A 26,475-nucleotide genomic window follows, 5' to 3' on the forward strand; every position below is an offset into this window, starting at 1 on the left:
CGATCTCCTTAGCTGTGCTCGGCGGTGTCGGCATCGGGACGGAAATTCGGCCGGCGCTTCTCAATGAAGGCCCTGGTGCCCTCAGCCTTCTCTTCGGTGCTGTAGAGCACCGCCTGGGCGAGGCGTTCCAGCAGCATTCCGGTGCTGGGATTGACGGTGAAACCGTGTTGGACCACAGTCTTGGCCAGCTCTACCGCCAGTGGGCCGCGGGCCAGGATGCTCTCGGCACGGCGCAGGGCCGCCTCCTTCAGCTCTTCCGGTTCCACAACCTCGGAGACCAGCCCCCAGGACAGTGCCTCCTCAGCGCGGATTCGCCGGCCGGTGAGAATCACATCGGTGGCCCGGCCGATGCCCACGATCTTGGCCAGTCGCTGGGTGCCTCCGGCGGCGGGGATGATGCCCAGGCCGGTCTCGGGAAGGGCGAACTGGGCGTTGCTGGAAGCGATGCGGATATCGCAGGCCAGGGCCAGCTCATGGCCTCCTCCGAAGGCATAGCCGTTGACCGCGGCGATTGTGGGTTTGGGGAAGTTCTCGATCCGCTCATAGAGCCGCTGCATGGTCGCAGCCAGCCCGTCCACCGGGGTGCGCTGGGCCAGCTCATTGATATCGGCACCGGCTACGAAGGCCTTCTCTCCGGCGCCGGTGAAGATCACCAGGTGGGTCTCGGCGTCGTCGTGGATTTCATCCAGTGCCGCAGAGACCTCGGCAAGAACCTGACGGTTCATCGCATTGCGGGACTCCGGACGGTTGATGGTGATCCAGGCGATCCCGGCACTGCGTTCAACAGCGATCAGTTCAGGGGCTGCTGATGTGGATGCGCTCGAGGTGCTCATACGTTCTCCTCCTGGTCAGTCTCAGTTCGGGTGGCAGATTCGGCCCCGGTAATTGGTGCAGCACCGGAGCGTTTGGACAGATAGGTGATTGCAGCTGCGGCTGCGACCAGACCGATACCGGTCACCGCCGCCCAGAGCATGGGCAGGAACAGCAGCGCTCCGCCGACGCCCAGCATCAGCCGGGCTGGCCAGCCCAGGACATACTCCACAGCCGGCAGCCACCCGTTGATGGAGCTGGCGATGGCGACCACGCCGATGAGGCTCAGCGCGAAGGCCGAGAGGACCTCGGTGACAGTTCCCTGGGCCACCAGAGCCGGGTTCAGGGCAAAACCGAAGGGCACAATGTATTTGGCCGCGCCCAGTTTCATCGCGGTCAGACAGGTAGCCATGGCCGAGGCCTTGGAGATACTGGCCGCGGCGAAGGCTGCCAGACCCACCGGGGGAGTGATGTAGGAGACCGAGGCCCAATAGATCACAAAGAGGTGGGCGGCAATGGGGTCCACGCCCAGGGCGGTGACTGCTGGGACCATCACAATCGCCAGGAAGACATAGGCAGCTGAGATGGTCAGTCCCATACCGAGCACGAAGCAGACCACTGCACCGGCGATCAGGATCAGGATGAGGTTATCGCCGACCAGGGCCACCAGATCTCGGGAGAGGGACAGTGCAACACCGGTGGCCGAAAGTCCGCCGAGGATCAGACCCACACCGGCGATCAGCCCGATGATCTGACCCAGGGTCTTACCGGCGTCCAGCAGCATGGCGGTGAACTGTTTAGGGCCGAAGCTCAGTCCCGGTTTCAGGAAGGCGATCACCAGCAGGATGCCCACAATCCAGTAGGGAACCTGAGCTTCGGAGCCGGCGCTGAAGAGCATAATGGTCAGCACCACCAGCGAGGCGATATACGGCCAACCGGCCAGCAGGGCCGCACCCACTCGGGGAAGCAGATCCTTGGAGGTTCCGGCCAGACCCTCGCGGGCGGCGTAGCCGTCGATCTGGATGAAGATGCACAGGAAGTACAGCACTGCCGGGATGGTCGCGGCGATCAGCACCTCGGTGTAGCTGACTCCGACGAAGGAGACCATCAGGAAGGCCACAGTTCCCATAATCGGGGGAGTGATGGAACCGCCCGATGCCGCAGTGGCCTCCACTGCACCGGCCATCCGGGCGCTGAAGCCGGATTTCTTCATCGCCGGGATAGTCATCGGCCCGGTGGTGAGCACATTGGAGACCGCGGAACCGCTCATCATGCCCAGGGTGGCCGAACTGGCCACCGAGACCTTGGCCGAGCCGCCGCGGTAACGGCCGAAGATCGCCATCGAGAGGTTATGGAAGAAGTCAGCGCCACCGGTGTGCTGCAGCACGATGCCGAAGAGCAGGAAGCCGATCAGTATGGAGCCCACAGTCTCCATGGGCAGACCCAGGATGCTTTCGGGGCCCATCGCGTGAACCTGGGCCAGCGTGGTGACGTCATAGGGGATGCCCTGCAGGATCGCGAAGGGAATCCCCTCGGCGATCAGCGGGTAGAGGGATAGGGCCAGCGCCAGGGCGGCGACGATCCAGCTGGAACTGCGACGCAGGGCCTCTAAGACCACCAGCCAGAGCACAAAGCTCAGCACGGTCGCGGTGGTCGGGGCGATGAACTCCCAGCCGTATTCCTGAATCTCGACCCCGTTGACCGCGAAATAGCCGCAGGTGAGGATCGTGGCCACCACAATGAGGCAGTCGTACCAGGGGACACCGGTGCGGGGGCTCGCCTGGGCTGCGGCAGCCGGCTGAGCTTCGGCAGCTGCCTCGGTCTCGTCTCCGCCGTCAGTCTCGGTGTCCTTGGCCTTGCGCAGCGGCCAGACGATGAACACGATCGGCAGGAAGCAGGCCAGCAGCAGATAGAGATAGGAATTGGTCAGAATGGCCAGCCCGCCTAAGTTCCAGAAGAAGACCTGGTTCATCGACAGCAGCACGCCGACGACAGTCAGCGCGATGACCACAACGCTCCAGAAGCGGGTCAGCCGTGGGTTCTTGGCCGCAGTGGTGGCGATGAGCTTCTGCACATCCCCGCCGGAGGGCTGCTGGGCGCGGTCCTGACCATCGGTGGCCCGCGTGGAGACCTCTTCGGTGGTGGTTGTCATCATCCGGCTCCGTTCTGCTCTGCGTCGTCGTCATCGCCGTCTGTCTGCCCGTCATCGGAATCGCGGCGGTTCTGCTCGTCCATGGGGTCGGGCACATCGTCGACACTGGGCAGGGAGGGCAGATTCTCGTATTTCCAGTCCACCCACCGTTGAGCCAGATCCTCGGCATCGGAGTTGTTCTCCAGGAAGGAGGGCCAGGCATCAGCCATGAGCTCCTCGCGCTCCAGCAGGGCGTCCTGGCGGGCCTGCAGATCCGGGGTCCAGCGGCCGATCCGCTCGAAGAAGGCCACAGAACTTTCATGGAAGGGCACCACCATGGGATCCAGCAGCACCACATCCCGATGGAAGTTCTGCGCATCCGGGGTGACGTCCTTGAAATGGTCGAAGAGCTCATCGATGTAGTCGATCAGCTGGGCGACCTCGTCGGCGGGCCGGTCGGCCAGTGTGGTCAGCGGAATCGTGTACTGCATATTCACCGCTGATTCCCCCGGCTCCATACCGGCACCATCGGTGAACTCCCCGGGGCGGACCATAGGTGCCAGTTCCTCCCAGGTGCTGTAGCGGGATTCATCATCGCCGCCGAGGTCCAACCACCGGACCGGGTACTGGGAGGCCAGCTCCTCAATATTGGAACCGACCGTATTGTGGTAGAGCGCATCCAGCTGTCCGGTGCGCAGGGCCTCGACCTGTTCGGAGTATGAGATGTCCACCTGGACGACGTCCTCGCCGGTGAGTCCTCCGTAATTCAGGATGGCCTCGAGTTTGCGGTTCATCGAGGTGCTGGCGGTCAGCCGCGGATAGCGCCGACCCTCGAGGTCGCTGACCGTTTCGATACCGCTGTCCTCGCGGACCAGCACACCGTAGTTACCCGGCGGGGTCCAGACCTGGCGGAGTCGTTGCGGGCCCCACGTCTCGGAGGCGAACTCATCATTGCCCTCGAAGGCGTAGTAGTACTCATCGCCAGCGCGGGCGTAGTCCGCGGTGCCGTTGATCAGAGGCGCCAGCCGGCCGATACCGGTATCAGAGGTCATCAATCGCACCGGAATGCCGACTTCGCTGGTGAGTGTATTGGCCACAGCAGCGAGGTCGTTATAGGTACCGGTGCCGATGCCATAAGTCGACCAGACGAACTGCCGGGGCAGCGCGGAGTTGGTGGCAGCAGGTGCGCCTGCTGCACAGCTGCTCAGGGAGGCCGCCGCGGCAAGTCCGGCCGCGCCCGCCAGGAAGCTGCGGCGGCTGAAGTGGATGGTCAAAATAATCTCCCGTGACGTTGACTGTCATGGCTTGTGATCCCAGTCACGCATCTGGGCCTCCACTATTCATATCCCTGAATGTATGACTCAGGCCACTATTACGGGGTACTGATACTCAGGGGGTATCAAGTAGGTGGGGAGATGGTAATAGCCCCCGGCTTTGATTGCCTCCGACCCCGCCTGGTGATTGTGTGTTGTGAGTCACTCCCTTGAGTGTGGGAGTGGGTGATGCATACCCCCGGAGGAGAAGGAACTCAATGTTTGACCTGTCGATGATGGTGGCCCAGTCGGCGCGGCAGTTCCCGCAGAAAACTGCTCTCATCTCAGGTCAACAGCACTGGACCTACGCCGAGCTCGATGCGGCCATCACCACTGTGGCCAACCAGCTGCGCGCCCAGGGCCTGACACCGGGCCAAGCGGTGGGGCTGCAGCTGAAGAACACACCGTCCTTCGTCATCGCCTACTACGCGGTGCTGCGGGCCGGCCTGGTGGTGGTCCCGTTCAACCCGCTGGCCGTTGAGCGCGAGGTCGAACACATCCTGACCGTCGCCGACTGCCGAGCAGCCGTGGTCGGTGAGGCCACTGCTGCCACAGTCCGAGCTGCGGCAGCCGGAATCGAAGATTTCCTACTGGTGATCGACACTGATCCCACGGGCGAGGACAGCCCCTTGCAGCAGGGTGAGCTGAGCTTCGCAGAGCTTTTGACCCCCGGTCCTGAAGTAGCCGGTCCTGAGGCAGCCGGAGGCCCTCAGTCAGGGCGCAGAGCCGACGACGACGCCGTGATTATCTTCACCTCCGGCACTACAGGCCGGCCCAAAGGTGCAGCCCTGAGCCATTTCAACCTCTGGATGAGCTGCACGACCCTGAACACTCGCAGTGACCCCACCTCAGATGAGATCGCTTTGGGCTGCCTGCCGATGTTCCATGTCTTCGGGATGTCAGGGATTCTCAATGTCTCCATGGCCTGGGGGATGACCCTGGTGCTGATGGAGAAACCCGATGCCGAGGGCATCCTGGACCTGGTGCAGGCCCACCGGGTGACCCGTTTCTCGGCGGTGCCGACCATGCTCAGCGATATCGTCGCCGCCGGTGCCGGGGGACGTGATCTCAGCACTGTCCGCAGGGTTACCTCCGGGGGATCAGCCCTGCGACTGCAGCTGATCTCCCAATTCGAGGAGATCTTCCCCAATGCGGCCCTGCTCGAAGGCTACGGCGCCTCCGAGACCACCTCCTCGATCTGTGTGAACCAGAGCCGTCAGGAACGCAAAATCGGATCAGTCGGAACTCCCTCCTGGGGTATCCGAATGCGGGTCACCAATAAGGAGGGCACCGTCCTACCGGCAGGTGAGGACCAGATCGGCGAGCTGCAGGTCACCGGCCCCACCATCTTCAACGGCTATGTGGGGGACCCCGGGGCCACCGAGGCCAGCTTCGCCGGTGACTGGTTCCGCACCGGAGACCTCGCCCGCATCGATGAGCAGGGCTATGTCTTCATCGTCGGCCGGCTCAAAGAACTGATCATCCGCGGCGGCTATAACGTCTACCCCTCCGAGGTGGAACAGACCCTGCAGCGCCACCCTCGGATCCGTCAGGCAGTCGTCGTCGGGCTCAGTGATGACCGGGTGGGACAGGAGATCGCCGCCGTCGTCGTCCCTCATCCCGATACTGAGGTCACCGAAGATGAGGTCAAGGACTACGCCCGGGCTGAGCTCTCGGCCTATAAATGCCCCAGAATTGTGAAGATCGCAGCCCAGCTGCCCCATTCGACCACCGGAAAAGTGCTGCGCCGAGAAGTGCTGAATTCCTTCTTCGACTGAAGATGACAACTGGCCCAAGAGCCCCTGCCCGCCGCGATAGGATGACCCGGTGAGCTCATCAGATTCTCTGCGCCTGTTCTCCTCCGAGTCAGTGACAATCGGGCACCCGGACAAAATCTGCGATCAGGTTTCGGACTCCATTCTGGACGCCCTGCTGGCCGTGGACCCCAACTCCCGGGTTGCTGTGGAAGCACTGACCACCACCGGTCTGGTGCAGGTGGCCGGTGAGGTGACAACCTCCGGCTATGTGGAGATCCCACGACTGGTCCGCGACACTCTGGTCGAGATCGGTTATGACTCCTCAGCCAATGGGTTCGACGGCGAACGGGTCGGAGTCAATATCTCCATCGGTCAGCAGTCCGCTGAGATCGCTGAAGGTGTGTTCAACTCCCTGGAGGCCCGCACCGGCGGTGCCGAGGACCCCCGCGACGCACAGGGTGCCGGAGATCAGGGCATCATGTTCGGCTACGCCACCAATGAGACAGATACTTTCATGCCGACCCCGATCGCCCTGGCTCACCGGCTCTCGGCACGACTGACCGAGGCCCGTCAGTCCGGGGACCTCGAATACCTGCGCCCGGACGGAAAAACCCAGGTCACCATCGGCTACGACGGCGAACGCCCGGTGAGCCTCGACACCGTGGTGGTCTCCACCCAGCACACTGATGAGGTCACCCAGTCGAAGCTGCAGGCCGATATCTCCGAACAGGTCATCGCCCCGGTGATCGAATCCAGCGGACTGGACCTCGGCGATCTCGACGAGATCATCAACCCCTCCGGTCCCTTCGTCATCGGCGGTCCGGTGGGCGATGCCGGGCTGACCGGGCGGAAGATCATTGTCGACACCTATGGCGGCTTCGCCCGCCACGGCGGTGGAGCCTTCTCCGGTAAGGACCCCTCCAAGGTGGACCGCTCAGCCGCCTACGCCATGCGCTGGGTAGCCAAGAACGTGGTGGCCGCGGGACTGGCCGACCGTGCTGAGATCCAGATTGCCTACGCCATCGGCCGGGCACATCCGGTGGGTGTCTATGTGGAGACCTTCGGCAGCGAGAAGGTGGATCCGGTCCAGATCGCCGCAGCAATTCGCGAGGTCTTCGACCTGCGGCCCCTGGGCATCATCGAGGATCTGGACCTCAAGCGCCCCATCTACGCCGAGACCGCGAAGAACGGTCACTTCGGGCGCGAGGAATTCCCTTGGGAGAAGCTCACTAGGGTCGATGCCCTCCGGAAGTACTTCGGCGCCTGAGCCTTAGCCAGTACCTGCAGAGCCAGGAAGCTCTAGCTGCGCTGCCAGATATGCAGCAGATACCCGTAGCTCAACCCCAGTGACTCAGGGTGCCGGGCCAGCCACTGCTCGGCGACCTGCTGCGGGAACTCCAGATGCAGAACTTGTTCGAAGTCACTGCGCCGCTGAAACTGCCAACTGCTCATCACCGGGACAGTCTGCGCCCCATGGGAGGCCCACCAGCGGGTGGGGTAGCTGTCCCGTCCCTGGGCAGCGGCCGGGGCACTGGCAGCCAATAGCTCAGCGAAATCCCCGGCCACGTGGTCATTGTCCACCACTACCAGTTTCCCGCCGGGGCGAAGCACTCGTTCGGCCTCGCGGAGCCCGGCCACCGGGTCGAAGCCCTCGCTGGGGAAGAAATAGGCGAACCGCGCATGGATGACATCCACACTGGCAGTCGGCAGCGGAACATGTTCAGCCGAACCGTGCACCACCTGGATCGCGGGATCCCTGGCCTGGGCCGGGCCCAGCAGCCGCTGATCGGGTTCGACCCCGATGACCTCGGCAGCATCAGCGTATTTCGGCAGCCAGAACCCGGAACCACAGCCGAGATCCACCAGGACCTTGTCCTGCCAATCAGCGGCCTGCCGCAGCCGCCGCCACAGCACACCACTGGGGTCGATCGCCTCATTCTCCAGCTCATAGAGGGCCGGGTCCTGGCCCTGATTCGCCGCCGGAACAAAGTCATGAAGTGGCTCAGTGTTCTGCGAGGTCATCTGTTGAGTATGTCATCCGCGCTGATCACCGCGCCCGGACATGCTCCATGTCCCCGCCCCCGAGTAGCATCGAGTCCATGACAGGACAGCAGCCCAACGGGGAGTCAGCCACCGCTCTGACCGCTGTCCAGCCTGGCCTCTTCGAAGCCGCCAGATCAGCCCCCGCCCTACCCGCCGGCACCACATCGAAGCTGCCGATCGCCCAGGTGCTGCTGGAATCCCCAGTTCCCCATCTGGACCGACCCTTCGACTACGCGGTACCGGTGGACCTCGAGGAGAAAGTGGTCCCCGGCTCCCGGGTCAAAGTCATGTTCTCCGGCCGGGAGATGCCCGGCTATGTGCTCAAGCGCCTGGAGCGCAGCGCCACCGCGCACCGGTTGAGCTCCATCCGCCGGGTGGTCTCACCACTGCCGCTGCTGGGCGAAGAGATCCTAGAGTTGGCCCAGCGGGTGGCCGCCCGCTATGCCGGGGTGACCTCCGATGTACTGCGTGCAGCCATCCCCCAACGGGTAGCCAGAGTCGAGAAGGAGTTCATCGGCCAGCCGCCCCCGCAGACAGCTCAACCAGCTGAGGAGCCGGGGCCGCGGGAAGCCGGTCTGGCGCTGAAGTCCTATGGTGAGCACAGCTGGGCCCACCAGATCCTCCACCGGGTTCAGCAGACCCTACAGGCCGGAGGCGACGCCGTCGTCGTCGTTCCTGATCAGAGGGATGCGCAGGAGGTGGCCAGCCTCCTGGAGGATGACCTGGGCACCGAGGTGGTAGCCCGGCTCAGCGCGGATATGGGGCCTACGCCCCGCTACCGGTCCTATCTGCAGCTGCGCTACGGCCAGGCCCGGGTCGCAGTGGGCACCCGCTCGGCAGTCTTCGCCCCGGTGGCCAATCTGCGCCAGCTGATCATCTTCGACGACGACGACCCCAGCCACGCCGAGCCCCGGGCGCCCTATCATCATGTGCGTGAGGTGGCCCTGCTGCGAGCAGTGCAGACCGGGGCCAGCATCCGCTTCCTGTCCACCTCCCGGAGTCTGGAAGTGCAGCGGCTGGTCGAACGCGGCTGGCTCACCGAGACCGCCCCGGACCGTGACGCCCGCCGGGCTGGCACCCCATTGGTGACCGCCTCCTCGGACTCCTATCAGCAGGAGCGGGACCCCACACTGCAGCAGTCCCGCCTTCCGGCAGTGGCCTTCCGCAGCATCCGCAAGGGTCTGGAACAGGGGCCAGTGCTGATCCAGGTGGGACGTTCCGGGTTCGTGCCGGCGGTGATCTGCGCTGGCTGCCGGACGCGCCAGCAATGCCCGGAATGTCATGGTCCGCTGGCCCTGCCGGCCCATCATGGACAGTCGCAGTCACTGCGCTGCCGCTGGTGCGGGATCCACCAGCGGGGGCACCGCTGCGCTGAATGCGGTCACCGCGAATTCCGTGCCGCTGCCCGGGGCACTGAGCGCACCGGGCAGGAGCTGGGACGGGCCTTTCCGAATGTGCCGGTGATTCTCTCCACTGCGGGGCAGTCAATTCCGGAGGTGGGGGAGAAGCCTGCCCTGGTGGTCTCCACCCCCGGAGTGGAACCGGTGGCCGCCGCCGGCTACAGTGCGGTGATCCTCCTCGACGGAGACCTCCAGCTGGTGCGTGATGGCCTGGATGTGCCCCGCCAGGTGCTCTCCCGGTGGTTTCGGGCAGGTTCGCTGGCGCGCTCGCGGAGTGAGGGCGGGGCCGTGGTGGTCACCGCGGAGAGCCAGGAGCTGACCGGGGCGCTGGTGCGCTGGGATCCTGCCGGATACGCACGGCGTGAGCTCTACCGGCGCCTGGAGTTGAACCTTCCCCCGGCCACCCGGATGCTCTCGGTCACCGGAGAGCCCACAGAGGTCCGTGGGCTGATCCATGAGGTGAAACTGCCGGCAGGCTTGGACTGGATCGGCCCCGCCGAAGCCCCTGGTGGTGAATCCCGGTGGCTGCTGTTCTTCGGCTATGCCCAGGCTGAGGAAGTCATCGCCGAGATCCGCCGAGTCAGGCGCACTACCAGCGCCAAACCCCAGAAGGGCACTACGCGTGCCCTGCGCATCGCCGTCGACGATGTCTCATCCCTGCAGTTCTGAGCCGGTCACTCCTTCGCCAGGGCAGTCAGAGTGCCCAGCAGAGTATTGGCCCCGCGGATGACATCCGGCCAAGGAGTGTGCTCAGCCGGGCTGTGGCTGTGCCCGCCGGTGCTGGGAACAAAGATCATCCCCGTGGGCGCGATGGCGGCCATATTCTGTGAATCATGACCTGCCCCGGAGGGGATATCCATGGTGGAGAACAGATGGCCGGCAGCCACTTCAGCAATCACCTGCCGAATACCACTGTCCATCACAGCGCCATCCACCAGTGGCTTGAGCCCATCGGTGAATCGGACACTGTGCTCATCGGCAGCAGCCTGAGCAGCTTCCAGAACCGCGGTCTTCAGCTGCTCGGCCTTCTCCCTGGAAGGATCGCGGAAATCCACCACGATTTCGACAGACTCCGGGACCACATTGGCACTGCTGGGCTCCACCCGGATGATGCCGGTGGTGGCCACCGCATCTGGGCTGATCGCCCTGACCTTCTGCGGCAGGGCAAGAATGAACTGGGCGGCGGCCAATGAGGCATCCTGGCGGCGGTCCAGGGGAGTGGTACCGGCATGATCCGCCTTACCGGTGAACCGGACAGTGCCACCACCCATGGTCACAATCGCGGTGACCACACCGATCTGGGTGCCCGTCTCCTCCAGAACAGGGCCCTGCTCGATATGCAGCTCCACTGAGGCATGAACCGAGCCCGGGGCCAGCTTCAGCTCGGCGGCACCGGCAAGGTCCCCACCAGCGGCAGGCAGGGCCTCAGCCAGCGGCTGGCCATAGCGTGAACTCAGGTCAGAAAGCTGTTCAGTGGTGAAGCCATGGGTCAGGGCAGTGGAGCCCAGCAGAGAGGCATAGCTGCCCTCCTCATCGCTGAAGACAACTGCCTGAACCGGCCTCGCCAGCGGAGTCTGGGTCTCATGCAGCCGACGCAGACACTCCACGGCGGCCAGGGAACCCAGGGGGCCGTCGAAGATCCCACCATTGGGCACAGCATCGATATGCGAACCGGACCAGACCGGGGCCTTATCCGGGGCCGCAGCCTCCAGCACGGGGGAGGAGATGACCATATTGCCGATGCTGTCGGTGCGGACCTCCAGCCCGGCCTCCTGACAACGGCTGATCAGCCACCGGCGGGCCTCTTGATCGGTCTGGGAGAAGGACTCCCGGTCCACCCCGCCCTGCTCGTTGCGGCCGAACCTGCCAAGTTCCTCGAGGTCAGAGACCAGCCGGTCCTCATTGACTGTCAGAAGAGTATGCGCATCGACCACAAGAGCCTCCTGGAGTGCGGGGTGATTAACTATTTCCTCCGCGATCCTACGCCCCCGTGACACCGACCTCTCGGCCGAAGCGGCGCACTGCCCTGGCCACCTGAACTGGCTTCTCGTAATGGACCAGATGCCCAGAGCCCCGGATGATCTCCAATTGGCCCTGCGGCAGCGCATCCCGGACGGCCATCCGTCCAGCCACCGTGCTCAGATTGTCTTTGGCACCGGGCAGCAGCAGCGTGGGCAGATCGATCTGCGCGGCGAAATCTGCCACGGTGTACCGGCTGGAGGCCCGGTAGGACTCCAGGAGGGTCTGCCGATCTGTGTAGCCGCCGAAGAACTGCCGGTGCTGATCCCGCACGTAATCGGTGAGCTTCTGGTCCCACCCCACGCCCAGGGTCACATTGGTGACCTCCAGAATCGTCGGTGAGCGCAGGAAGGCATTGCCGGCTGTCTCGGGCAGCAGCTGGCTGAGCCGATAGTAGAGCTCTACCACTGCAGCTCCGGGAAGCAGCCGGCCGGCGAAGACATTATTCGTCACCGGTGCACTCAGGGCCAGACCCGCCCATTCCCGCCGATGAAGCGCAGCGTGGGCCGAACAGACAATAGTGCCGAAGGAATGCCCCAGCAGCAGATCCCCGGGGCCCAGGCCTAATTTCTCCGCCAAGGCCTCGACGAACTTCGCATACAGTTCCACTGTGTGCTCAGTACGTGTGCCATCGGCGCCCCGAAGCGGTTGGGTCAGCCCATAACCGGGGAGGTCCGGCACAAAGACCTCATACTCCGGCAGCGCATCAGCGATCAGCTGCATCCCGTGATGATCGCCACGAAAGCCATGAATTAGCAGAATCCTCGGCGGTTTAGCTGGGCGTTTCTCCTGGTGAGGACTGTATGTCCAAAGACCCACCTCGGTGCCCACCTGCTGACCAGCAGTTTCGAGGCGGATATCGAGCCTAGATTCGCTCGCCTCTCGCCGTGGATAGTTCACCCAAGGGGTCGGCAGGAAACGGGCCGGCGTCGTCGTCGCTGTCTTGCTCACGCATGCCAGCGTATCCACTCGGTGAAACATCTAGACTGTAGGGAGTCGAATTTTCCGTGAACTCTTGGATAGGTGCGCACCTGTGAGCGAAACTGCTAAGCCCTCGTATGACTTCCAGCGGATCGAAGCCAAATGGCTGCCGTTCTGGGAGCAGGACGGGACCTTTGTGGTCGATGAGGCCGACACCCGGCCCAAGAAATATGTCTGCGATATGTTCCCCTACCCCTCCGGGGATCTCCACATGGGTCACGCCGAGGCCTTCGCCATCGGGGATGTGCCGGCCCGCTACTGGCGGCTGCGCGGCTATAACGTGCTGCACCCCATCGGCTGGGACTCCTTCGGACTGCCGGCCGAGAACGCCGCGATCAAGAACAACGCGCATCCGGCCGAGTGGACATACAACAACATCGACACCCAGGCCGCCAGCTTCAAGCGCTACGCGATCAGCACTGACTGGAGCCGCCGGCTGCACACCTCCGATGAGCTCTACTACCGCTGGACCCAGTGGCTGTTCCTGAAACTCTACGAACGCGGCCTGGCCTACCGGAAGAACTCCCCGGTCAACTGGTGCCCCTCCTGCCAGACAGTGCTGGCCAATGAGCAGGTCATCGGCGATGGCGTCTGCGAACGCTGCAAGACCCCAGTCACCAAGAAGGCCCTGAATCAGTGGTACTTCAAGATCACCGACTACGCCGACCGGCTGCTCGACGATATGGAACAGCTCGAAGGCAGCTGGCCCGAACGAGTCCTGGCGATGCAGCGCAACTGGATCGGCCGATCCACCGGCGCCTCTGTCCGCTTCCGCGTCGAAGATTACGAGGACATCGAGGTCTTCACCACCCGGCCCGATACGCTCTACGGGGTCACCTTCATGGTGGTCGCCGCCGACGCTGAGCTGGCCGCCGAACTGGTCACCGATGCCCAGCGCGCTGAACTGGAGGAATACCGGGAGAAGCTGAAATCGGTCTCCGAGATCGAGCGGCAGTCCGCCGACCGGGAGAAGACCGGAGTTTTCCTGGGCCGTTACGCGGTGCATCCGCTGACCGGTGAGCAGATCCCGATCTGGGCTGCCGACTACGTGCTGGCCGACTACGGCACCGGCGCTGTGATGGGTGTGCCCGCTCACGATCAGCGTGACCTCGAATTCGCCCTGAAATTCGAGCTGCCGGTCAACGTGGTGGTCGATACCGGTAACGAGAACCCCGCCGTCAGCGGCGAGGCGGCCGCCGGTGAAGGTGTGGCGGTCAACTCCCCGAAATGGGACGGGCTGGCCAAGGACGAGGCCATCACCCGCTCCATCGAGGTTCTTGAGGCCGATGGCGCCGGCGAGGCCAAGGTGAACTACCGGCTGCGCGACTGGCTGCTCTCCCGCCAGCGGTTCTGGGGTGCGCCGATCCCGATCATCCACTGCCCCGACTGCGGGGAGGTGCCGGTGCCCGATGATCAGTTGCCGGTGCAGCTGCCCACCGATATGCGCGGTGAGGAGCTGGCGCCGAAGGGCCAGTCGCCGTTGGCCTCCAACAGCGACTGGGTGACCGTGGACTGCCCGGAGTGCGGTAAGACCGCCACCCGGGACACCGATACCATGGACACCTTCGTGGACTCCTCCTGGTACTACATCCGGTATATCGACCCGCAGAGTACCGAGGCCGCGTTCCCCACCGAACTGGTCAATGAATGGCTGCCGGTGGACCAGTACGTCGGCGGTGTCGAACATGCCATCCTGCATCTGCTCTACTCGCGGTTCTTCACCAAGGTCCTCTACGACATGGGCCTGGTGAACTTCACCGAACCATTCAAGGCCCTGCTCAACCAGGGGCAGGTCATCAATGGCGGTAAGGCGATGTCCAAATCCCTGGGCAATGGCGTGAACCTCGGCGAGCAGCTGGAGGCATTCGGCGTCGACGCGGTCCGGTTGACCATGCTCTTCGCCTCCCCACCGGAGGACGATGTCGACTGGGCAGATGTCAGCCCCGCAGCCAGCCAGAAGTTCCTGGCCCGTGCCTGGCGACTGGCCCAGGACGTCTCCAGCGACCCCGGGGCGGATGCCGCCACGGGTGCTCAGGGCCTGCGTGCGGTGACCCACCGGACCATCGCTGATGCTCAGGCGCTGCTGGAGGACCAGAAGTACAACGTCGTCGTCGCCCGTCTCATGGAGCTGGTCAACGCTGCCCGCAAGGAGATCGACTCTGGGGCCGGTGGCGCCGACCCCGCCGTGCGCGAGGCCGCAGAGGTCACCGCACAGATCCTGTCCCTGGCCGCGCCCTACACCGCAGAGGATATGTGGGAGATGCTGGGCCATCAGGCATCAGTGTCCAACTCCACCTGGCCCTCCTATGAGGAGGCCCTGCTGGTCGAGGACACCGTCACCGCAGTGGTCCAGGTCAAGGGCAAACTGCGTGACAAGCTGGAGGTCCCGGTGGACATCAGCGAGTCCGAACTGGAGGAGAAGGCCCTGGCGCTGCCGAAGATCCAGCGCTACATCGCCGAGGACGGCGGTGTGCGGAAGGTGATTGTGCGCGCACCCAAACTGGTCAACGTCGTCACCGGCTGATCCCTGCGAGAAACACCCGGATTATCGGGCCCAAGGCAGGGATAGATCATGAGCAGAACTGACGGCGAGGCTAGAAACAACCGGTGGGTCCAGGCTCAGAACAGCCGGCTGGAAACCATTCGGGGCCTGAGACGGCATCATGTCACCCTGGTCCGGCCCAGTTTGCGCCGACGGCGTGGCCGGGTGGCAGTGGTCACCGATGCAGCCTGCGGGCTGCCGGTGGACCCCACCACCGGCCGGCCTGTCCTGGGCGTGCTCGGCGAGCACCTGGAGATCGTGCCGATCCCGGTGATGATCGACCGCGGGCACCGCGACCAGCGGCCCGAGATGTACCCGGAGTACTCACCGGAGCTGAGCCGTGATCTCCCGCTGGCCCTGGCCCAGGGGCTTCCGGTGCGCACCTCCCGGCCGGCAGTCGGGCGGATCGGGCAGGTCTATCAACGGCTGCACCAGCAAGGCTTCTCCGCAGTGGTCTCCATCCACCTCTCCGCGCATCTGTCAGGAACCTACGACGCCGCCGTGCTCGCCGCGGAATCAGCCCCCCTGCCGGTCAATGTCGTCGACTCCCATCATGCGGGCCTCGGGCTGGGCCAGGCAGCACTCTGGGCAGCCATGCAGGCGCGTACCGGTGCCGATCTGGAGTGGGTGACCGCCAATGTCAATGGCATGGTGGCAAGTTCCCGGTCGGTATTCGCGGTACCAAGTCTGGAACAGCTGCGCCGAGGAGGCCGCATCAACCGGATCGCCTCGGTATTCGGTTCGATGATGCGGATCAAACCAGTCCTGGAGCTGCGGCAGGGGGAGATTGCCCCCTTGGAACTGACACACTCCATGAACCGAGCTGTCTCGCGGATGCAGGAAGCCGCCATTAGCCACGTCCAGCAGATTGATGCCGCCGATACACCCCGGTTGGGTGTCCAGTACTGCGGGAACCTGCAGCAGGCCCAGGACCTGGCCGATAAGCTGCAGCCGCATTCCAGTGAACCCGTGCCGGTGCTAGAACTTCCTCCTGCCCTGGCCGCACACCTCGGACTGGGGGCATTGGGCATCACCATCACCAAAGACGGGCATCCCCTGCTCCGGACCCCGCCGGGCTACCTCTCCTAGACCTACCGCACAGACTGGTTCCTGGGGATTTCCCCAGTCCAGCCCTAGACGGTAGCGACATGCCGCTGTGCCCACAGTCGTCTGGACCTTGGGTCCTGTGCAGCCTGTCCAGCTCTAGCCTCAGAGCATGCAGCACTATGACCCCGAGCTGGAAGGGTTCCCCGAGGATCGGGAAATCTTCACCCGCCGGGAACGGCTGCGTGCCCAGAGGGAGGTGGAGAACGCATCACCGGTGCGGCTGCGACTGGGGATCTCAGTAGTGCTCGTCGTCCTCGCCGGAGCTCTGAGCTGGATGACAGTCTCCTGGCTGTTGGACCGTACTGCGAGCTCCGAACCCTTACCGGAAGCCCCCGCCCTGGGTGAGGAGGACCAGGAGGACGACCCCGGGGAGACACAGCAGGAGAACCGGCCGCCAAGCCCCGGCGGCGCCTCTGCTGAGGGCGAGGACAACACCGGCGAAGGCCCTATCCTGGTCCATGTCGCAGGTGGCGTGGCCGAACCCCAGGTGGTGGAACTTGACCACGGGGCCCGGGTCATCGAGGCGGTAGAAGCAGCAGGCGGCCTCACCGATGAAGCCGCCGCAGAGGGCATCAACCTCGCAGCAGAGGCCCAGGACGGCACCCTGATCTATGTCCCGACCAGCGAGGAGCTCGAATCCGGTGCGGGCGCCGAGCTGCCCCATAACGGAGCAGGCACCGCACCCGATGCCGATGACGGGACAGCGGGGGATGATCAAGCCGCCATCAACATCAACACCGCCGATGCACAGGAATTGGAAGAGCTGCCCGGTATCGGTCCAGCACTTGCCGAACGCATCATCACCTACCGGCAGACCCACGGCGACTTCGGCTCCGTGGAGGAGCTGGCTGCAGTCAGCGGGATCGGACCGGCGATTATCGAGAACATCACAGATTCGGTGACCTGGTGAGTCGCAGCATCAAAGAAGCCCAGCCCCTGGACCTGCGGCTGCTGCCTGCGGTGCTGGTCCTGTGGCCAGCAGCCTTCTTCGGGGTGGGGCTCACTGTGACCGCACTGCGGGTCACTGCCACCGTGCTGGTTCTGGCCGCGGCCCTGGGCATCGGCTGTTGGCTGCTGACCTCCGCCCGCCGTCGCCTCAGAGGGATATCCGTGCGGTCCCTGCTGGCCCATAGTGTTCTCTGTGCCGGTGTGGCCGCGGCAGTACTGCTCACGGTGGCCAATACCAAGGACGGCTGGGTCCAATCTGGTTGGGCCGATGCCGTGGCCAGTGATGTCCCCGTGGAGGTCACTCTGCGCATCACCGGGGACGCCCAGCCGCTGCAGAGCCGTGGTTTCGATGGGACGGACCAGGTCCGGCTGCCAGTGCGTGTGCTGTCCTACCGCAGTCCGGGCGGGGAGACGTTCACTGCAGTCGGAGCCGAAGCGGTTGCCATCCTCCCCGCGCAGAATCACGCCTCAGCTGGCTCGGAATCGACGACTGCGGCACAGGCACCCCTAGAGGCCGGCAGCAGGTACCGGGGACTCATGCAGGCCGGACAGACCGCATCGACCGACCGGGTGACTGCAGTGCTGCGCCCCTTCGGCTCTGAGGGAATCCCCCGGCAGCTGGAGCCCGATCTCTGGTCTGAGGTGATGGACAGGTTCAACGGGCTGAGGCAGGCCACAGCGGAGCAGTCCCAGCACACCCTGGGGGAGGCTCCGGCCCTGCTGCCGGGGGTGATATTGGGTGATCGCTCAGGACAGGGGGCTGAGCTCACCGATGCCATGCGGATATCGGGGTTGACCCATATGACAGTGGTCAGCGGGACACACTGCGCATTGGTGATGGGTGCACTGCTGGGACTGATGCGAATCACCGGCGTACCGCGCTGGTGGATACCCCCGGTACTGCTGGCTGGGCTGGCTACGTTCGTGATGTTGGTGCAGCCGGCACCGAGCGTGATCCGTGCTGCCGTGATGGGAGGAATCGGGGCGCTGGCGGTCTTCGCAGGCCGGGGGAGAACCTCATCGGCCCTACTATGCCTCTGTGTGGTCCTGCTGCTTCTCTACGACCCTTGGTTCGCCCGTGAAGCTGCCTTCCAACTCTCTGTGGCCGCAACGGCTGGCATAGTGCTCGTCGGAGCGAGGCTGAACCTCTACTTCCAGCGCTGGCTGCCAGGCTTCATCGCCGCCCCGCTGGCCCTTGCCAGCTCCGCCCAGTTGTTCGTCACCCCGGTGCTCTTACCGCTGGCTGAGGGGATCACCCTCTACAGTATCCCCGCCAATATCCTGGCCGGGCCTCTGCTGCCCCTGGTCACCGTCCCCGGCACCGCAGCAGCTGTGATCTCCACGGCCTTGCCCTGGGTCTCACAGGCTCTGCTGTGGCTGGCCGGCTTCCCCGCAGCAGCCATTGCCCTGATCGGTCATTCGGCGGCTGCCTTGCCGCAGGCACTGGCACCCTGGCCACAGGGAGTTCTGGGATGGGTCTTAGCGGGGATCTACACGGCGGCGGCGGTGCTCATCTGCCGGGCCGTGATCACTGGGTCCCTGGGCGGTCGCGGGCAGCGACTGCTGCTCAGCTGCACAGCAGGTGGCCTCATCGCCGTGGTGGTACCCGGTCAGATGTTGATGGCCGGGATACTCGGCCGTGGTCTGCCCGAGGACTGGCGCCTGGCGCTCTGCGATGTGGGGCAGGGGCATATGTTGGTCATCCGTACCGCGGAGCAGAGTGGGATTGTGGTCGATGCGGGGCAGGAGCCTGCTGAGGCGCAACGGTGTCTGAACCAGTTGGCGGTGGAGCAGGTGCAGATCCTGATGATCACTCATGATCACGCCGACCATTATGGCGGGACACCCGGAGTGCTGGCGGCCGCTGACGTGGAGACTGTTCTCTATTCGGCCTCAGCGGGATGGGCGCCATCGGAGGCATTGGAGTTCGAGGAACTGCCTGAGCTGCGAGCTGAGGTGGGGCAGGAGGGTATCCATGAGGGACAGTATCCGCTCAGCTGGGAGATCTGGGCGGCCGCCGACTGGTACCCCAACCCCAATGACAACTCCCTAGTGGTCAGTTTTGACCTCTGGGATGCCAAAACGCCAGTAGGCGCAGTCGGATCCGCGAACAATCCGCTGCGCCTACTGGCGATGGGTGACCTCGAGGAAGAGGTCACGGGACTCATGATCACCCGTGATGCCCTACCGGCGGAGGTCGATGTTTTGAAAGTCTCACACCATGGAGCAGCCAATGGCGGTACTGAGATCCTTGAACGGACTCAGCCCACCGTGGCGCTGATTGGAGTTGGTGAGGACAACACATACGGTCACCCGGCTGCCGAGATTCTCGAATCCCTCGAGGCACTCGGTGCCGGGGTGTACCGCACAGATCTGCACGGGACCGTTGTGTTCAGCCTTGCGGCTGAGGGCGGGGAGCTTACTCCTCGTCGTCTTCCTCGGACTAAACGACGGGCAGCTTGAGCTCATCGCCGACGTAGATGAGGTTAGGATCCTCGATCTCCTCGGCGTTGGCGCCCCAGAGGTCCTCCCAGTCGAGGTCCAGCTCCTCGGCGATGGAGGCCAGGGAGTCACCGGACTCGATGGTGTAGGTCTCATCGGAGACCTCAACGTCAGTGTTCGGCTCAGCGGAGAACTCCGCAGCGGCCGGGGCAGGGGTCTCAGCCTGGGGCTGCTCCTGGGGAGCTTCCTGCTGAGTCTCCTGCTGCTGCGGCTGGCTCTGCTGCTGAGACTGCTGGTTCTGCTGGGATTCAGTCTGCTGGTTCTCGCTGCTCGCGTTGCTGCCGGAGTCAGAAGAACCGCTGTTGCCAGAAGAGGTGTTTCCGCCGCCGCCACTGGGCGAGCCGGAAAGGCCGAGCTGTGCGGAGCAGGATGGCCACTGGCCCCAGCCGTAGCGGGCCTGAAGTTCAGTGGCTACGGCGATCTGCTGCTCACGGGTGGCCTGGTGGGGGTACTCGGCGTACTGCTGGCCGCCCATGGAGTCCCAGGTGGCCTTCATGAACTGCAGTCCACCGTAGAAGCCGTTACCGGTGTTGATGGACCAGTTGCCCCCGGACTCGCACTCGGCCAGCCGGTCCCAGTCGCTCTGGGCGTTTGCAACGGGGGCCTGAGCGACCACTGCGCCGCCGGCCAGGACTGCGGCAGCCATGGAGCCGCCCACGATCCGCTTGAAAGTCTTTTGAGTCTTCATTAGTGCCTTATTCCTCACTTAGTCGAGAGTTCTGAATCTGTACTTCATGACGCGATGGGAACGCGCGGTAGGTCACGTAAACATCACAGAAGTTTTGCCGCACTCCAGTAAAGAGTCTCGGAACGGTCACGTCAACCGGGGAATCAGGGGGTCTCTCAGGTCAAAAACCCCGGAATCATGCGGATCTAGCTTCGTTATCAAGCTGTGATCTTAGTTTCTGTGAGTTTTATGTGAATCAGGTGCTGGAACTACAGCATGTGCCCCGGTTTGCAGATCCAGGCTGGCCGTGACCGGCTCAGGCTCGCCGCGGGACCCCAGGAGGGTCACTGTGTTCGCGGCGATGACCAGGGCGATTCCTGACCAGGCTAGAACTCCCAGCGCTTCGCCGAGGAAGACCATGCCGATCAATGCGGCGAAGAACGGATGCAGTGACATGCCCAGCCCGAAGATCAGAGGCGAGATTCGTCGCAGCACAATGAGGTCCAGGGCATAGGGCACAGCAGTGGAGAACAGTCCTGCCAGCAGAGCAAAGACATAGGCCTGCCAGGGCGGCTGGAAACTGTAGATGATCACGACGACGGCCGGCAGCATCCCCGTTGCCGAAAGGATCGTGGCAGCTGCGGCCCCCTGGACCCCAGGGATCCGGCGCCCCACCACACGATTGGTGAGGATATAGCCGGCCCAGCAGACACCGGCCAAGAGTCCAAGCCCGATGCCGAGAAAATCACTGGTGGGGCCCGGCTGGGTCAGCAGGACCACCCCGCCGAGGGCAAGCAGAGCCCCGATCCCGTCACGTAGGCGCCGGGAAGAGCCGATGGCCACAGCCAGGGGGCCGAGGAACTCCAGGGTCACTGCCATACCCAGGCCCACTCGGCTGATTGAGGCGTAGAGCGCAGTGTTCATCACCGCGAAGATCAGGGCCAACAGGATGATCGGGCCCCATTGGGAGCGGGTGAACTGCCACAGTCGTGGCCGGGAGATTACCGCGAGGATCACCGCAGCCACGATCTGGCGCACTGCGACCACACCGACCGGCCCGAGTGAATCAAAAGCACGGGAGCCGAAAGCAGCGCCGGTCTGGCTGCTGCAGGCGGCAGTTGCCATCAGCGCGAATCCGCTGGCGGAATTCTCTGGTTTCCCTGTGGACTGCGGGGTTCGATCACTCACGTCCTTCATCTTCCCGCGCAAAATGTTATGCACATAATGCAAGTCTGTGCACTGATATACGCTTGATGCATGTCCTGGGAGCTTCGGCATATCCGCACTCTTGCGGCCATCGCCGATCATGGCAGTCTCACCGATGCCGCAGCGGCCCTCGGGGTCAGCCAGGCCCAGGTCTCCCGAACTCTGAAGAGTCTCGAAGATGCCTGGGGTGTGCTGCTGGTGCGCCGGCAGCCCCGGGATACGGTACTGACTGCCGAAGGCCAACGGGCTGTCACCAAGGGGCGGCGTCTGCTGCAGCTTGCCGAACAGATGGAGGCCGAGGCGCGTGGCCAGGGCCGACTCCGAATCGGCTATGCCTGGGCTGGGGCGGGTAAACACACCACCGCACTGCACCGCCGCTGGAAGAGACTGCATCCCCAAGGGGAGCTCGCCTTCGTCCGGGCCACAGGTGCGCTGGCCGGACTCGGTGAGGGCCTAGTGGATGCTGCCATCACGCGCACCGAGCCGGATCCCGGCAGATTCAGTTCCGTTCTGGTGGGCACCGAGCGCCGGGTGGCCTGCTTCCCCGAGGACGACCCCTGGGTCCGACGACGGGTGCTGCGAATGAGAGACTTCGCCGGCCGCCCGCTGATCGCCGATACCCGGGCCGGGACCACAACCCCGGAACTCTGGCCAGAAGGCCGCAGGCCCTATGTCTCAGCCGATGTGAGTTCAGTGGACGAATGGCTCGATGCCATTGCAGCAGGCCGGGGGCTCGGGGTCAGTTCCGAGGCCACCGCCCACCAGCATCAGCGCTCCGGGATCAAATACAAGGTCATCACTGATGCCCCACCCCTGGGCGTCTGGATCACCTGGCACCGAGGTGAGGATACGGCGTCGTTGGCTGAGCTGCGTGCCCTGCTGGCCGAGCTCTACGCTGCGGCCTGAGTCGCTGAGGAGCCCAGGGGTTCACGAAGGGTCGGGCAGCTCATACAGCGCGGCCCGCCCCGCCCGCGGCCCAGCTCACCGCCTGGGACCTCAATGACTTCGACCCCGGACTCGCGCAGGAACGCATTCGAGGTCGGAGTCCGGTCATAGGTGATGACCACACCGGGGGCCACCGCCAGCGCATTACAGCCGTCATCCCACTGCTCCCGGGCAGCTGAATGCACATCCTGTTCAGCAGTCAGGATCCGCAGCCCATGCAGACCCAGCGCCTCTGCGATCGCCCGGTGGGCCTGGCCCGGGGCGTGATCGGCAATATTGAGCTCACTCTCCCCACGCGGGGTGATCGTGTAGGAGGCGAGCTCCCCGAGACCGGCGTATTCGATGAAGGAGCGTTCATCGACCATGGTCATCACCGTGTCCAGATGCATGAAGGAACGCTGCTTGGGCAGATCCAGAGCAACCACTCGGTCTGCTGAGCCGGCGGCGAAGAGCCGCTTGGCCAGGCGTTCGACTCCCTGGGCTGTGGTCCGCTCACTCATACCCACCAGGACGGCACCATTGCCGATGACCAGGACATCACCGCCCTCAACAGTGGCCCGGCCGTCGTCGAGCCCATCCGACCAGCGGTTGAAACTGGTCTCTGCGAACTGTGGATGCCAGCGGTAGATCGCCTCATAGGTGACGGTCTCGCGCATCCGGGCTGGTTTCTGCATGGAGTTCACCGCGACCCCGTCATAGACCCAGCAGGAGGCATCCCGGGCGAAGAGGTGGTTCGGCAGCGGCGGGACCACAAGATCATCGGGGCCCAGCGAATGCAGCACCACTGAGCGCGGCTCATCGGTGAGCTCAAGGAGCTCCCGTTTGGTCAGGCCGCCGATGACCAGCTCCGCCAGGGCGCCGGGGTCCAGCCCTTCGGCGACATCGCGCAGCACCGGGGCGGCAGCGGGGCCGTGCAGACGCTCATCGAATGTCTGGTCCAGCACAAATGACTTGGCCTCCGGCACGGCCAGAGTCTCACGCAGCAGCTGATCCAGGTGCAGCACCTCCGCCCCGGCCTCAGAGAGAGCCTGGGAGAACTGATCATGCTCCTCCTGAGCCCGGCGGACCCAGAGCAGATCATCGAAGAGCAGCTCATCCTTGGTCTCCGGGGTCAGGCGCAGCAGCTCGGTTCCAGGACGGTGGACGATCACCTGGCGGAGCTGGCCGACCTCGGAGCCGACGAAGGGTGCAGTAGTTGAAGGGCGAGGATTCATGTCGCTCATGCTTACACATCCCACCCCGGGGTTGGGGGAAGCAGTATCCAAAATGTGGACGGCGGGAATCACAGGAGCCTCTCGGTGATTGAGTACTAGTGGATCTGCAAGCCAGAGATGAAGGAAGCTGAATGTCGCCCAAGCTCTTCGAACCGATCACCCTCCGCGAGCTGACCATTCGCAATCGCGTATGGATTCCGGCCATGTGCCAGTACTCAGCCGAAGCCCGCGACGGCGTGGCCACCGATTGGCACCTCGCTCACCTGGGATCACTGGCCAGGGGAGGAGCAGGTGCGGTGATCACCGAGGCCACCGGTGTGACACCCGAGGGGCGGATCGCCCCGGAGGACCTCGGTCTCTGGAATGACGAGCAGGAGAAGGCCCTGGCTCGGATCGTAGATTTCATGCATTCTCAGGGCGCGGCTGCCGGGATTCAACTGGCTCACGCCGGTCGCAAGGGTTCCACCTACCGCCCATGGGGCGAGGAGCAGACCGGCAGTGTGCCCGAGACCGAAGGTGGCTGGACCACTGTGGGGCCCTCCGCAGTGGCCTATCCGGGACTGGCCGAACCCCAGGCCCTGAGCACAGACGGTATTGCCCAACTGGTAGAGGCTTTCGCTGATTCGGCAGAGCGTGCCCTGCGCGCAGGGTTTGATCTCATGGAGGTCCACGCCGCACATGGGTATCTCCTGCATGAGTTCCTCTCACCGCTGAGCAATAAGCGCGACGACGACTACGGCGGCTCCCTGGCCAACCGTGCCCGGTTCCTGTTGGAGGTGGTGGAGGCTGTCCGCGCTCGCATCGGTCAGCACGTTCCGCTGCTGGTCCGTGTCTCGGCCACCGATTGGCTGGATGAGGGGCTGAGTGTGGACGAAGTTGTTGAGGTGTCCGGCTGGTTGCGTGAGTCCGGCGTGGATCTCATTGATGTCTCCTCCGGCGGTAACGAGCGGGCACGGATCCCGCTGAGCCCGGGGTATCAGGTGCCCTTCGCAGATCGGATTCGGAGTGAGGCCCAGATTCCCGTTGCCGCTGTCGGGCTGATCACTGAACCCATTCAGGCTGAGCATATTCTGGCCACCGGTCAGGCCGATGTCGTGCTGATCGGACGGGAGGCGCTGCGGGATCCGCACTTCCCGCTGAGGGCAGCTCAGGAGCTGGGCCATAGCGTTGATTACCTGCCGGGACAGTACGAACGGGCCTACCGGTAGGACACATAGACGCTCGATGTGCCTTCCGGGTCACTGAAGGTGTACTATGTATTGGTTGCTTTCGGGGCTCGCCCCAAAGCACGTGGTGGGCGTAGCTCAGCTGGTAGAGCATCGCGTTGTGGTCGCGAGGGTCGCGGGTTCAAGCCCCGTCGCTCACCCCGAAGGAAAATGCCGCCGACCGGAAGAAATCCTGGTCGGCGGCATTTTTGTGTATCCGGCACTCCTGTTGCCCGGTCCAGGTCATAAAGTCAGCGAGGGGTGTGCTCTCGGCAAGGGAGCCGCCCCTCGCCGACGACTGTTAATCGACAGCTGAACCGAGGCCTGGCAGTGGGAGGGTTTCCGGAACGGGGTCCGTGGAGAGCCTTCCGTAGGTGAAGACATCGATCCGCTGGCCATCGATGAGGAATTTCTGACGTTCGGTGCCCTCGTGGATGAAACCCGCTGCGGTGGCCACGGCGCCGGAGGCAGGGTTGTTTACCCGGTGGCCGAGCTCTAGTCGGTCGAAGCTACCCTCACTGAGAGCCCAGTTGGCAACGGTGGCAGCAGCTCGCCCAGTCAGTCCGCGGCCCCGGAAATCGGGATGCATCCAGTAGAAGAACCAGCCCAGACGATGCTGGGTCGCACCATTGATGCCGACAATCCCGGCGCAGCGACCATCAATTTCCACGGCAAAACCGCAGTTTCCCTCATCCCCATTGGTGAGGAACTCGCGGTACTTCGCAGCAGATGCGAGGTCCGTGACATCGCCCTGACGCTCCATCTCCGTATCCACAGTGAAGGCCGCAAGAATATCCGCATCATCAGCAGGGGAGAGGCGGCGGATCCGCGCAGGGGTGGAATCGCTCATGGGTTTATGCCCTGTACCGGCCGGGTCGGTGGTTGAAGGCCAGGATGATGTTCATAATCACCGCACCGAAAGCCGACAGCAGAACGCCCTGGGGAGCGATCACTGTCAAAGCCAAGAGCACCACGGTGACATCCAGGCTCATCTGCACATAACCGGCCCGCATCTTGAACTGCTCCTGGGCAATGAGGGCCAGGATATTGAACCCGCCCAAACTTGCTCCATGACGGAAAACAGCCAGCAGAGCCATCCCCACCAGAACATTGCCGGCGACCACACCAAAGACCGCGTGCATATCCGGGACCGGGAAGTACATCTCGCAGATCACGGTGAACCCGGAGACAATTCCCACGCAGACAATGGTCTTGAGGGTGAACTTCCAGCCCTTGCGCCACAGGGCCAAGGCGAAGAATGGGACATTGACCAGTAGGAACAGTGCCGCAAAGCTCAGTGGAGTGGCATGAGTCAGCAGTAGGGCCAGGCCCGCAGTGCCACCGGTGACGGCATCCGCCTGTTCGAGAAGATACAGCCCCATGGCCGCCATAAAGGTGCCGATAAATACGCCAAGGACATCCTCGGCAGGGGAGTGTGGAATCTTAGAAGGCTCATTGGGCACGACCAATAGAGTACTGCGCTCAATGTTTCGGGAAGATTTTATGCGTGGGGAGACCCCTGCAGAAACAGTGAGGAGGGTTTCTGCTGCGTGAAGTTGTCCTCAGAAGTCCGGGAAATAGCCTCTTCGCCCCCAGTTCGCTCTCCTGAGCTAGTTTAAAGGGCTCTTCGTATTTGAGGGTGTAGAGGCAGGGACGGGGAGCAGCGGCGTGGCGGTGGCTGGATA

20 protein-coding genes and 1 tRNA gene are annotated in these 26,475 nt (G+C 64.0%); 10 read left to right on the plus strand and 11 right to left on the minus strand.

What is annotated here, in order from left to right:
* Nucleotides 1–8 precede the first annotated feature (8 nt).
* From HGQ17_RS09165 to HGQ17_RS09175, 3 genes are read right to left on the minus strand one after another with little or no spacing between them, the layout of a single operon-like run.
* The gene (locus HGQ17_RS09165; protein ID WP_168887640.1) at nt 9–833 is read right to left on the minus strand and encodes an enoyl-CoA hydratase/isomerase family protein; all 825 of its coding nucleotides are present in this window, start codon (nt 831–833) and stop codon (nt 9–11) included.
* Nucleotides 830–2,962: a TRAP transporter permease gene (locus tag HGQ17_RS09170; protein ID WP_168887641.1), complete on the minus strand. Its 2,133-nt coding sequence runs from the start codon at nt 2,960–2,962 to the stop codon at nt 830–832. The genes HGQ17_RS09165 and HGQ17_RS09170 overlap by 4 nt, the downstream gene beginning before the upstream one ends.
* Nucleotides 2,962–4,215, minus strand: coding sequence for a TAXI family TRAP transporter solute-binding subunit (locus tag HGQ17_RS09175; RefSeq protein ID WP_168887642.1), 1,254 nt, complete (start codon nt 4,213–4,215; stop codon nt 2,962–2,964). The genes HGQ17_RS09170 and HGQ17_RS09175 overlap by 1 nt, the downstream gene beginning before the upstream one ends.
* 257 nt (nt 4,216–4,472) lie before the next feature.
* Between HGQ17_RS09175 and HGQ17_RS09180 the strand changes: the two genes are divergently transcribed.
* Together HGQ17_RS09180 and metK are read left to right on the plus strand one after the other, a co-directional pair.
* A complete protein-coding gene (locus HGQ17_RS09180) occupies nt 4,473–6,032 on the plus strand; it encodes a class I adenylate-forming enzyme family protein (RefSeq protein ID WP_168887643.1) in 1,560 nt (519 codons plus the stop codon).
* A 49-nt stretch (nt 6,033–6,081) separates the two neighbouring features.
* Complete coding sequence (gene metK, locus HGQ17_RS09185) at nt 6,082–7,278, plus strand: methionine adenosyltransferase (protein ID WP_168887644.1); 1,197 nt, start codon at nt 6,082–6,084, stop codon at nt 7,276–7,278.
* 32 nt (nt 7,279–7,310) lie between these two features.
* On the opposite strand, the gene HGQ17_RS09190 is transcribed toward metK, so the two are convergent.
* A complete protein-coding gene (locus HGQ17_RS09190; protein ID WP_168887645.1) occupies nt 7,311–8,033 on the minus strand; it encodes a class I SAM-dependent methyltransferase in 723 nt (240 codons plus the stop codon).
* A 77-nt stretch (nt 8,034–8,110) separates the two neighbouring features.
* Here HGQ17_RS09190 and HGQ17_RS09195 point away from each other — a divergent pair, with 77 nt between their 5' ends.
* Complete coding sequence (locus HGQ17_RS09195; RefSeq protein ID WP_168887646.1) at nt 8,111–10,123, plus strand: primosomal protein N' family DNA-binding protein; 2,013 nt, start codon at nt 8,111–8,113, stop codon at nt 10,121–10,123.
* A gap of 5 nt (nt 10,124–10,128) precedes the next feature.
* Here HGQ17_RS09195 and HGQ17_RS09200 read toward each other — a convergent pair whose 3' ends face one another.
* Both HGQ17_RS09200 and HGQ17_RS09205 read right to left on the minus strand, forming a co-directional pair.
* Complete coding sequence (locus HGQ17_RS09200; protein ID WP_168887647.1) at nt 10,129–11,388, minus strand: Zn-dependent hydrolase; 1,260 nt, start codon at nt 11,386–11,388, stop codon at nt 10,129–10,131.
* 46 nt (nt 11,389–11,434) lie between these two features.
* Nucleotides 11,435–12,454: an alpha/beta fold hydrolase gene (locus tag HGQ17_RS09205; RefSeq protein ID WP_267873178.1), complete on the minus strand. Its 1,020-nt coding sequence runs from the start codon at nt 12,452–12,454 to the stop codon at nt 11,435–11,437.
* Nucleotides 12,455–12,488: 34 nt separating this feature from the next.
* Between HGQ17_RS09205 and leuS the strand changes: the two genes are divergently transcribed.
* The 4 genes from leuS to HGQ17_RS09225 all read left to right on the plus strand — a co-directional run bounded on the left by leuS (nt 12,489) and on the right by HGQ17_RS09225 (nt 19,514).
* The gene (gene leuS / locus HGQ17_RS09210; RefSeq protein ID WP_211090560.1) at nt 12,489–14,978 is read left to right on the plus strand and encodes a leucine--tRNA ligase; all 2,490 of its coding nucleotides are present in this window, start codon (nt 12,489–12,491) and stop codon (nt 14,976–14,978) included.
* A 48-nt stretch (nt 14,979–15,026) separates the two neighbouring features.
* Nucleotides 15,027–16,085, plus strand: a complete 1,059-nt coding sequence (locus tag HGQ17_RS09215; protein WP_168887649.1) for a DegV family protein — start codon at nt 15,027–15,029, stop codon at nt 16,083–16,085.
* Between the two features lie 127 nt (nt 16,086–16,212).
* Nucleotides 16,213–17,013, plus strand: a complete 801-nt coding sequence (locus HGQ17_RS09220; protein WP_168887650.1) for a ComEA family DNA-binding protein — start codon at nt 16,213–16,215, stop codon at nt 17,011–17,013.
* The gene (locus HGQ17_RS09225) at nt 17,010–19,514 is read left to right on the plus strand and encodes a ComEC/Rec2 family competence protein (RefSeq protein ID WP_168887651.1); all 2,505 of its coding nucleotides are present in this window, start codon (nt 17,010–17,012) and stop codon (nt 19,512–19,514) included. The genes HGQ17_RS09220 and HGQ17_RS09225 overlap by 4 nt, the downstream gene beginning before the upstream one ends.
* On the opposite strand, the gene HGQ17_RS15720 is transcribed toward HGQ17_RS09225, so the two are convergent.
* Together HGQ17_RS15720 and HGQ17_RS09235 are read right to left on the minus strand one after the other, a co-directional pair.
* Nucleotides 19,495–20,241 carry a transglycosylase family protein gene (locus HGQ17_RS15720; protein ID WP_168887652.1) on the minus strand — a complete coding sequence of 249 codons (747 nt, stop codon included), beginning with the start codon at nt 20,239–20,241 and terminating at the stop codon, nt 19,495–19,497. The two genes, HGQ17_RS09225 and HGQ17_RS15720, sit on opposite strands and share 20 nt — an antisense overlap.
* Nucleotides 20,242–20,451: 210 nt before the next feature.
* On the minus strand, nt 20,452–21,408 hold the full coding sequence (locus tag HGQ17_RS09235; protein WP_324615241.1) for an EamA family transporter: 957 nt from the start codon (nt 21,406–21,408) through the stop codon (nt 20,452–20,454).
* Between the two features lie 69 nt (nt 21,409–21,477).
* Between HGQ17_RS09235 and HGQ17_RS09240 the strand changes: the two genes are divergently transcribed.
* Nucleotides 21,478–22,332, plus strand: a complete 855-nt coding sequence (locus HGQ17_RS09240; protein WP_168887653.1) for a LysR family transcriptional regulator — start codon at nt 21,478–21,480, stop codon at nt 22,330–22,332.
* Here the strand turns inward: HGQ17_RS09240 and HGQ17_RS09245 are convergent.
* A complete protein-coding gene (locus HGQ17_RS09245; protein ID WP_211090561.1) occupies nt 22,317–23,594 on the minus strand; it encodes an arginine deiminase in 1,278 nt (425 codons plus the stop codon). The two genes, HGQ17_RS09240 and HGQ17_RS09245, sit on opposite strands and share 16 nt — an antisense overlap.
* 122 nt (nt 23,595–23,716) lie before the next feature.
* Here HGQ17_RS09245 and HGQ17_RS09250 point away from each other — a divergent pair, with 122 nt between their 5' ends.
* Both HGQ17_RS09250 and HGQ17_RS09255 read left to right on the plus strand, forming a co-directional pair.
* Nucleotides 23,717–24,793, plus strand: a complete 1,077-nt coding sequence (locus HGQ17_RS09250; protein WP_168887654.1) for an NADH:flavin oxidoreductase/NADH oxidase — start codon at nt 23,717–23,719, stop codon at nt 24,791–24,793.
* Between the two features lie 85 nt (nt 24,794–24,878).
* A tRNA-His gene (locus HGQ17_RS09255) sits at nt 24,879–24,951 on the plus strand.
* 140 nt (nt 24,952–25,091) lie between these two features.
* On the opposite strand, the gene HGQ17_RS09260 is transcribed toward HGQ17_RS09255, so the two are convergent.
* Both HGQ17_RS09260 and HGQ17_RS09265 read right to left on the minus strand, forming a co-directional pair.
* Nucleotides 25,092–25,640 (minus strand): GNAT family N-acetyltransferase, encoded by a 549-nt coding sequence (locus HGQ17_RS09260; protein WP_168887655.1) that lies wholly within the window; start codon nt 25,638–25,640, stop codon nt 25,092–25,094.
* 4 nt (nt 25,641–25,644) lie between these two features.
* Nucleotides 25,645–26,253: a YitT family protein gene (locus tag HGQ17_RS09265; RefSeq protein WP_324615242.1), complete on the minus strand. Its 609-nt coding sequence runs from the start codon at nt 26,251–26,253 to the stop codon at nt 25,645–25,647.
* Between the last annotated feature and the right edge of the window lie 222 nt (nt 26,254–26,475).

The organism is Nesterenkonia sedimenti, from assembly GCF_012641515.1.
Lineage (GTDB): Bacteria > Actinomycetota > Actinomycetes > Actinomycetales > Micrococcaceae > Nesterenkonia > Nesterenkonia sedimenti.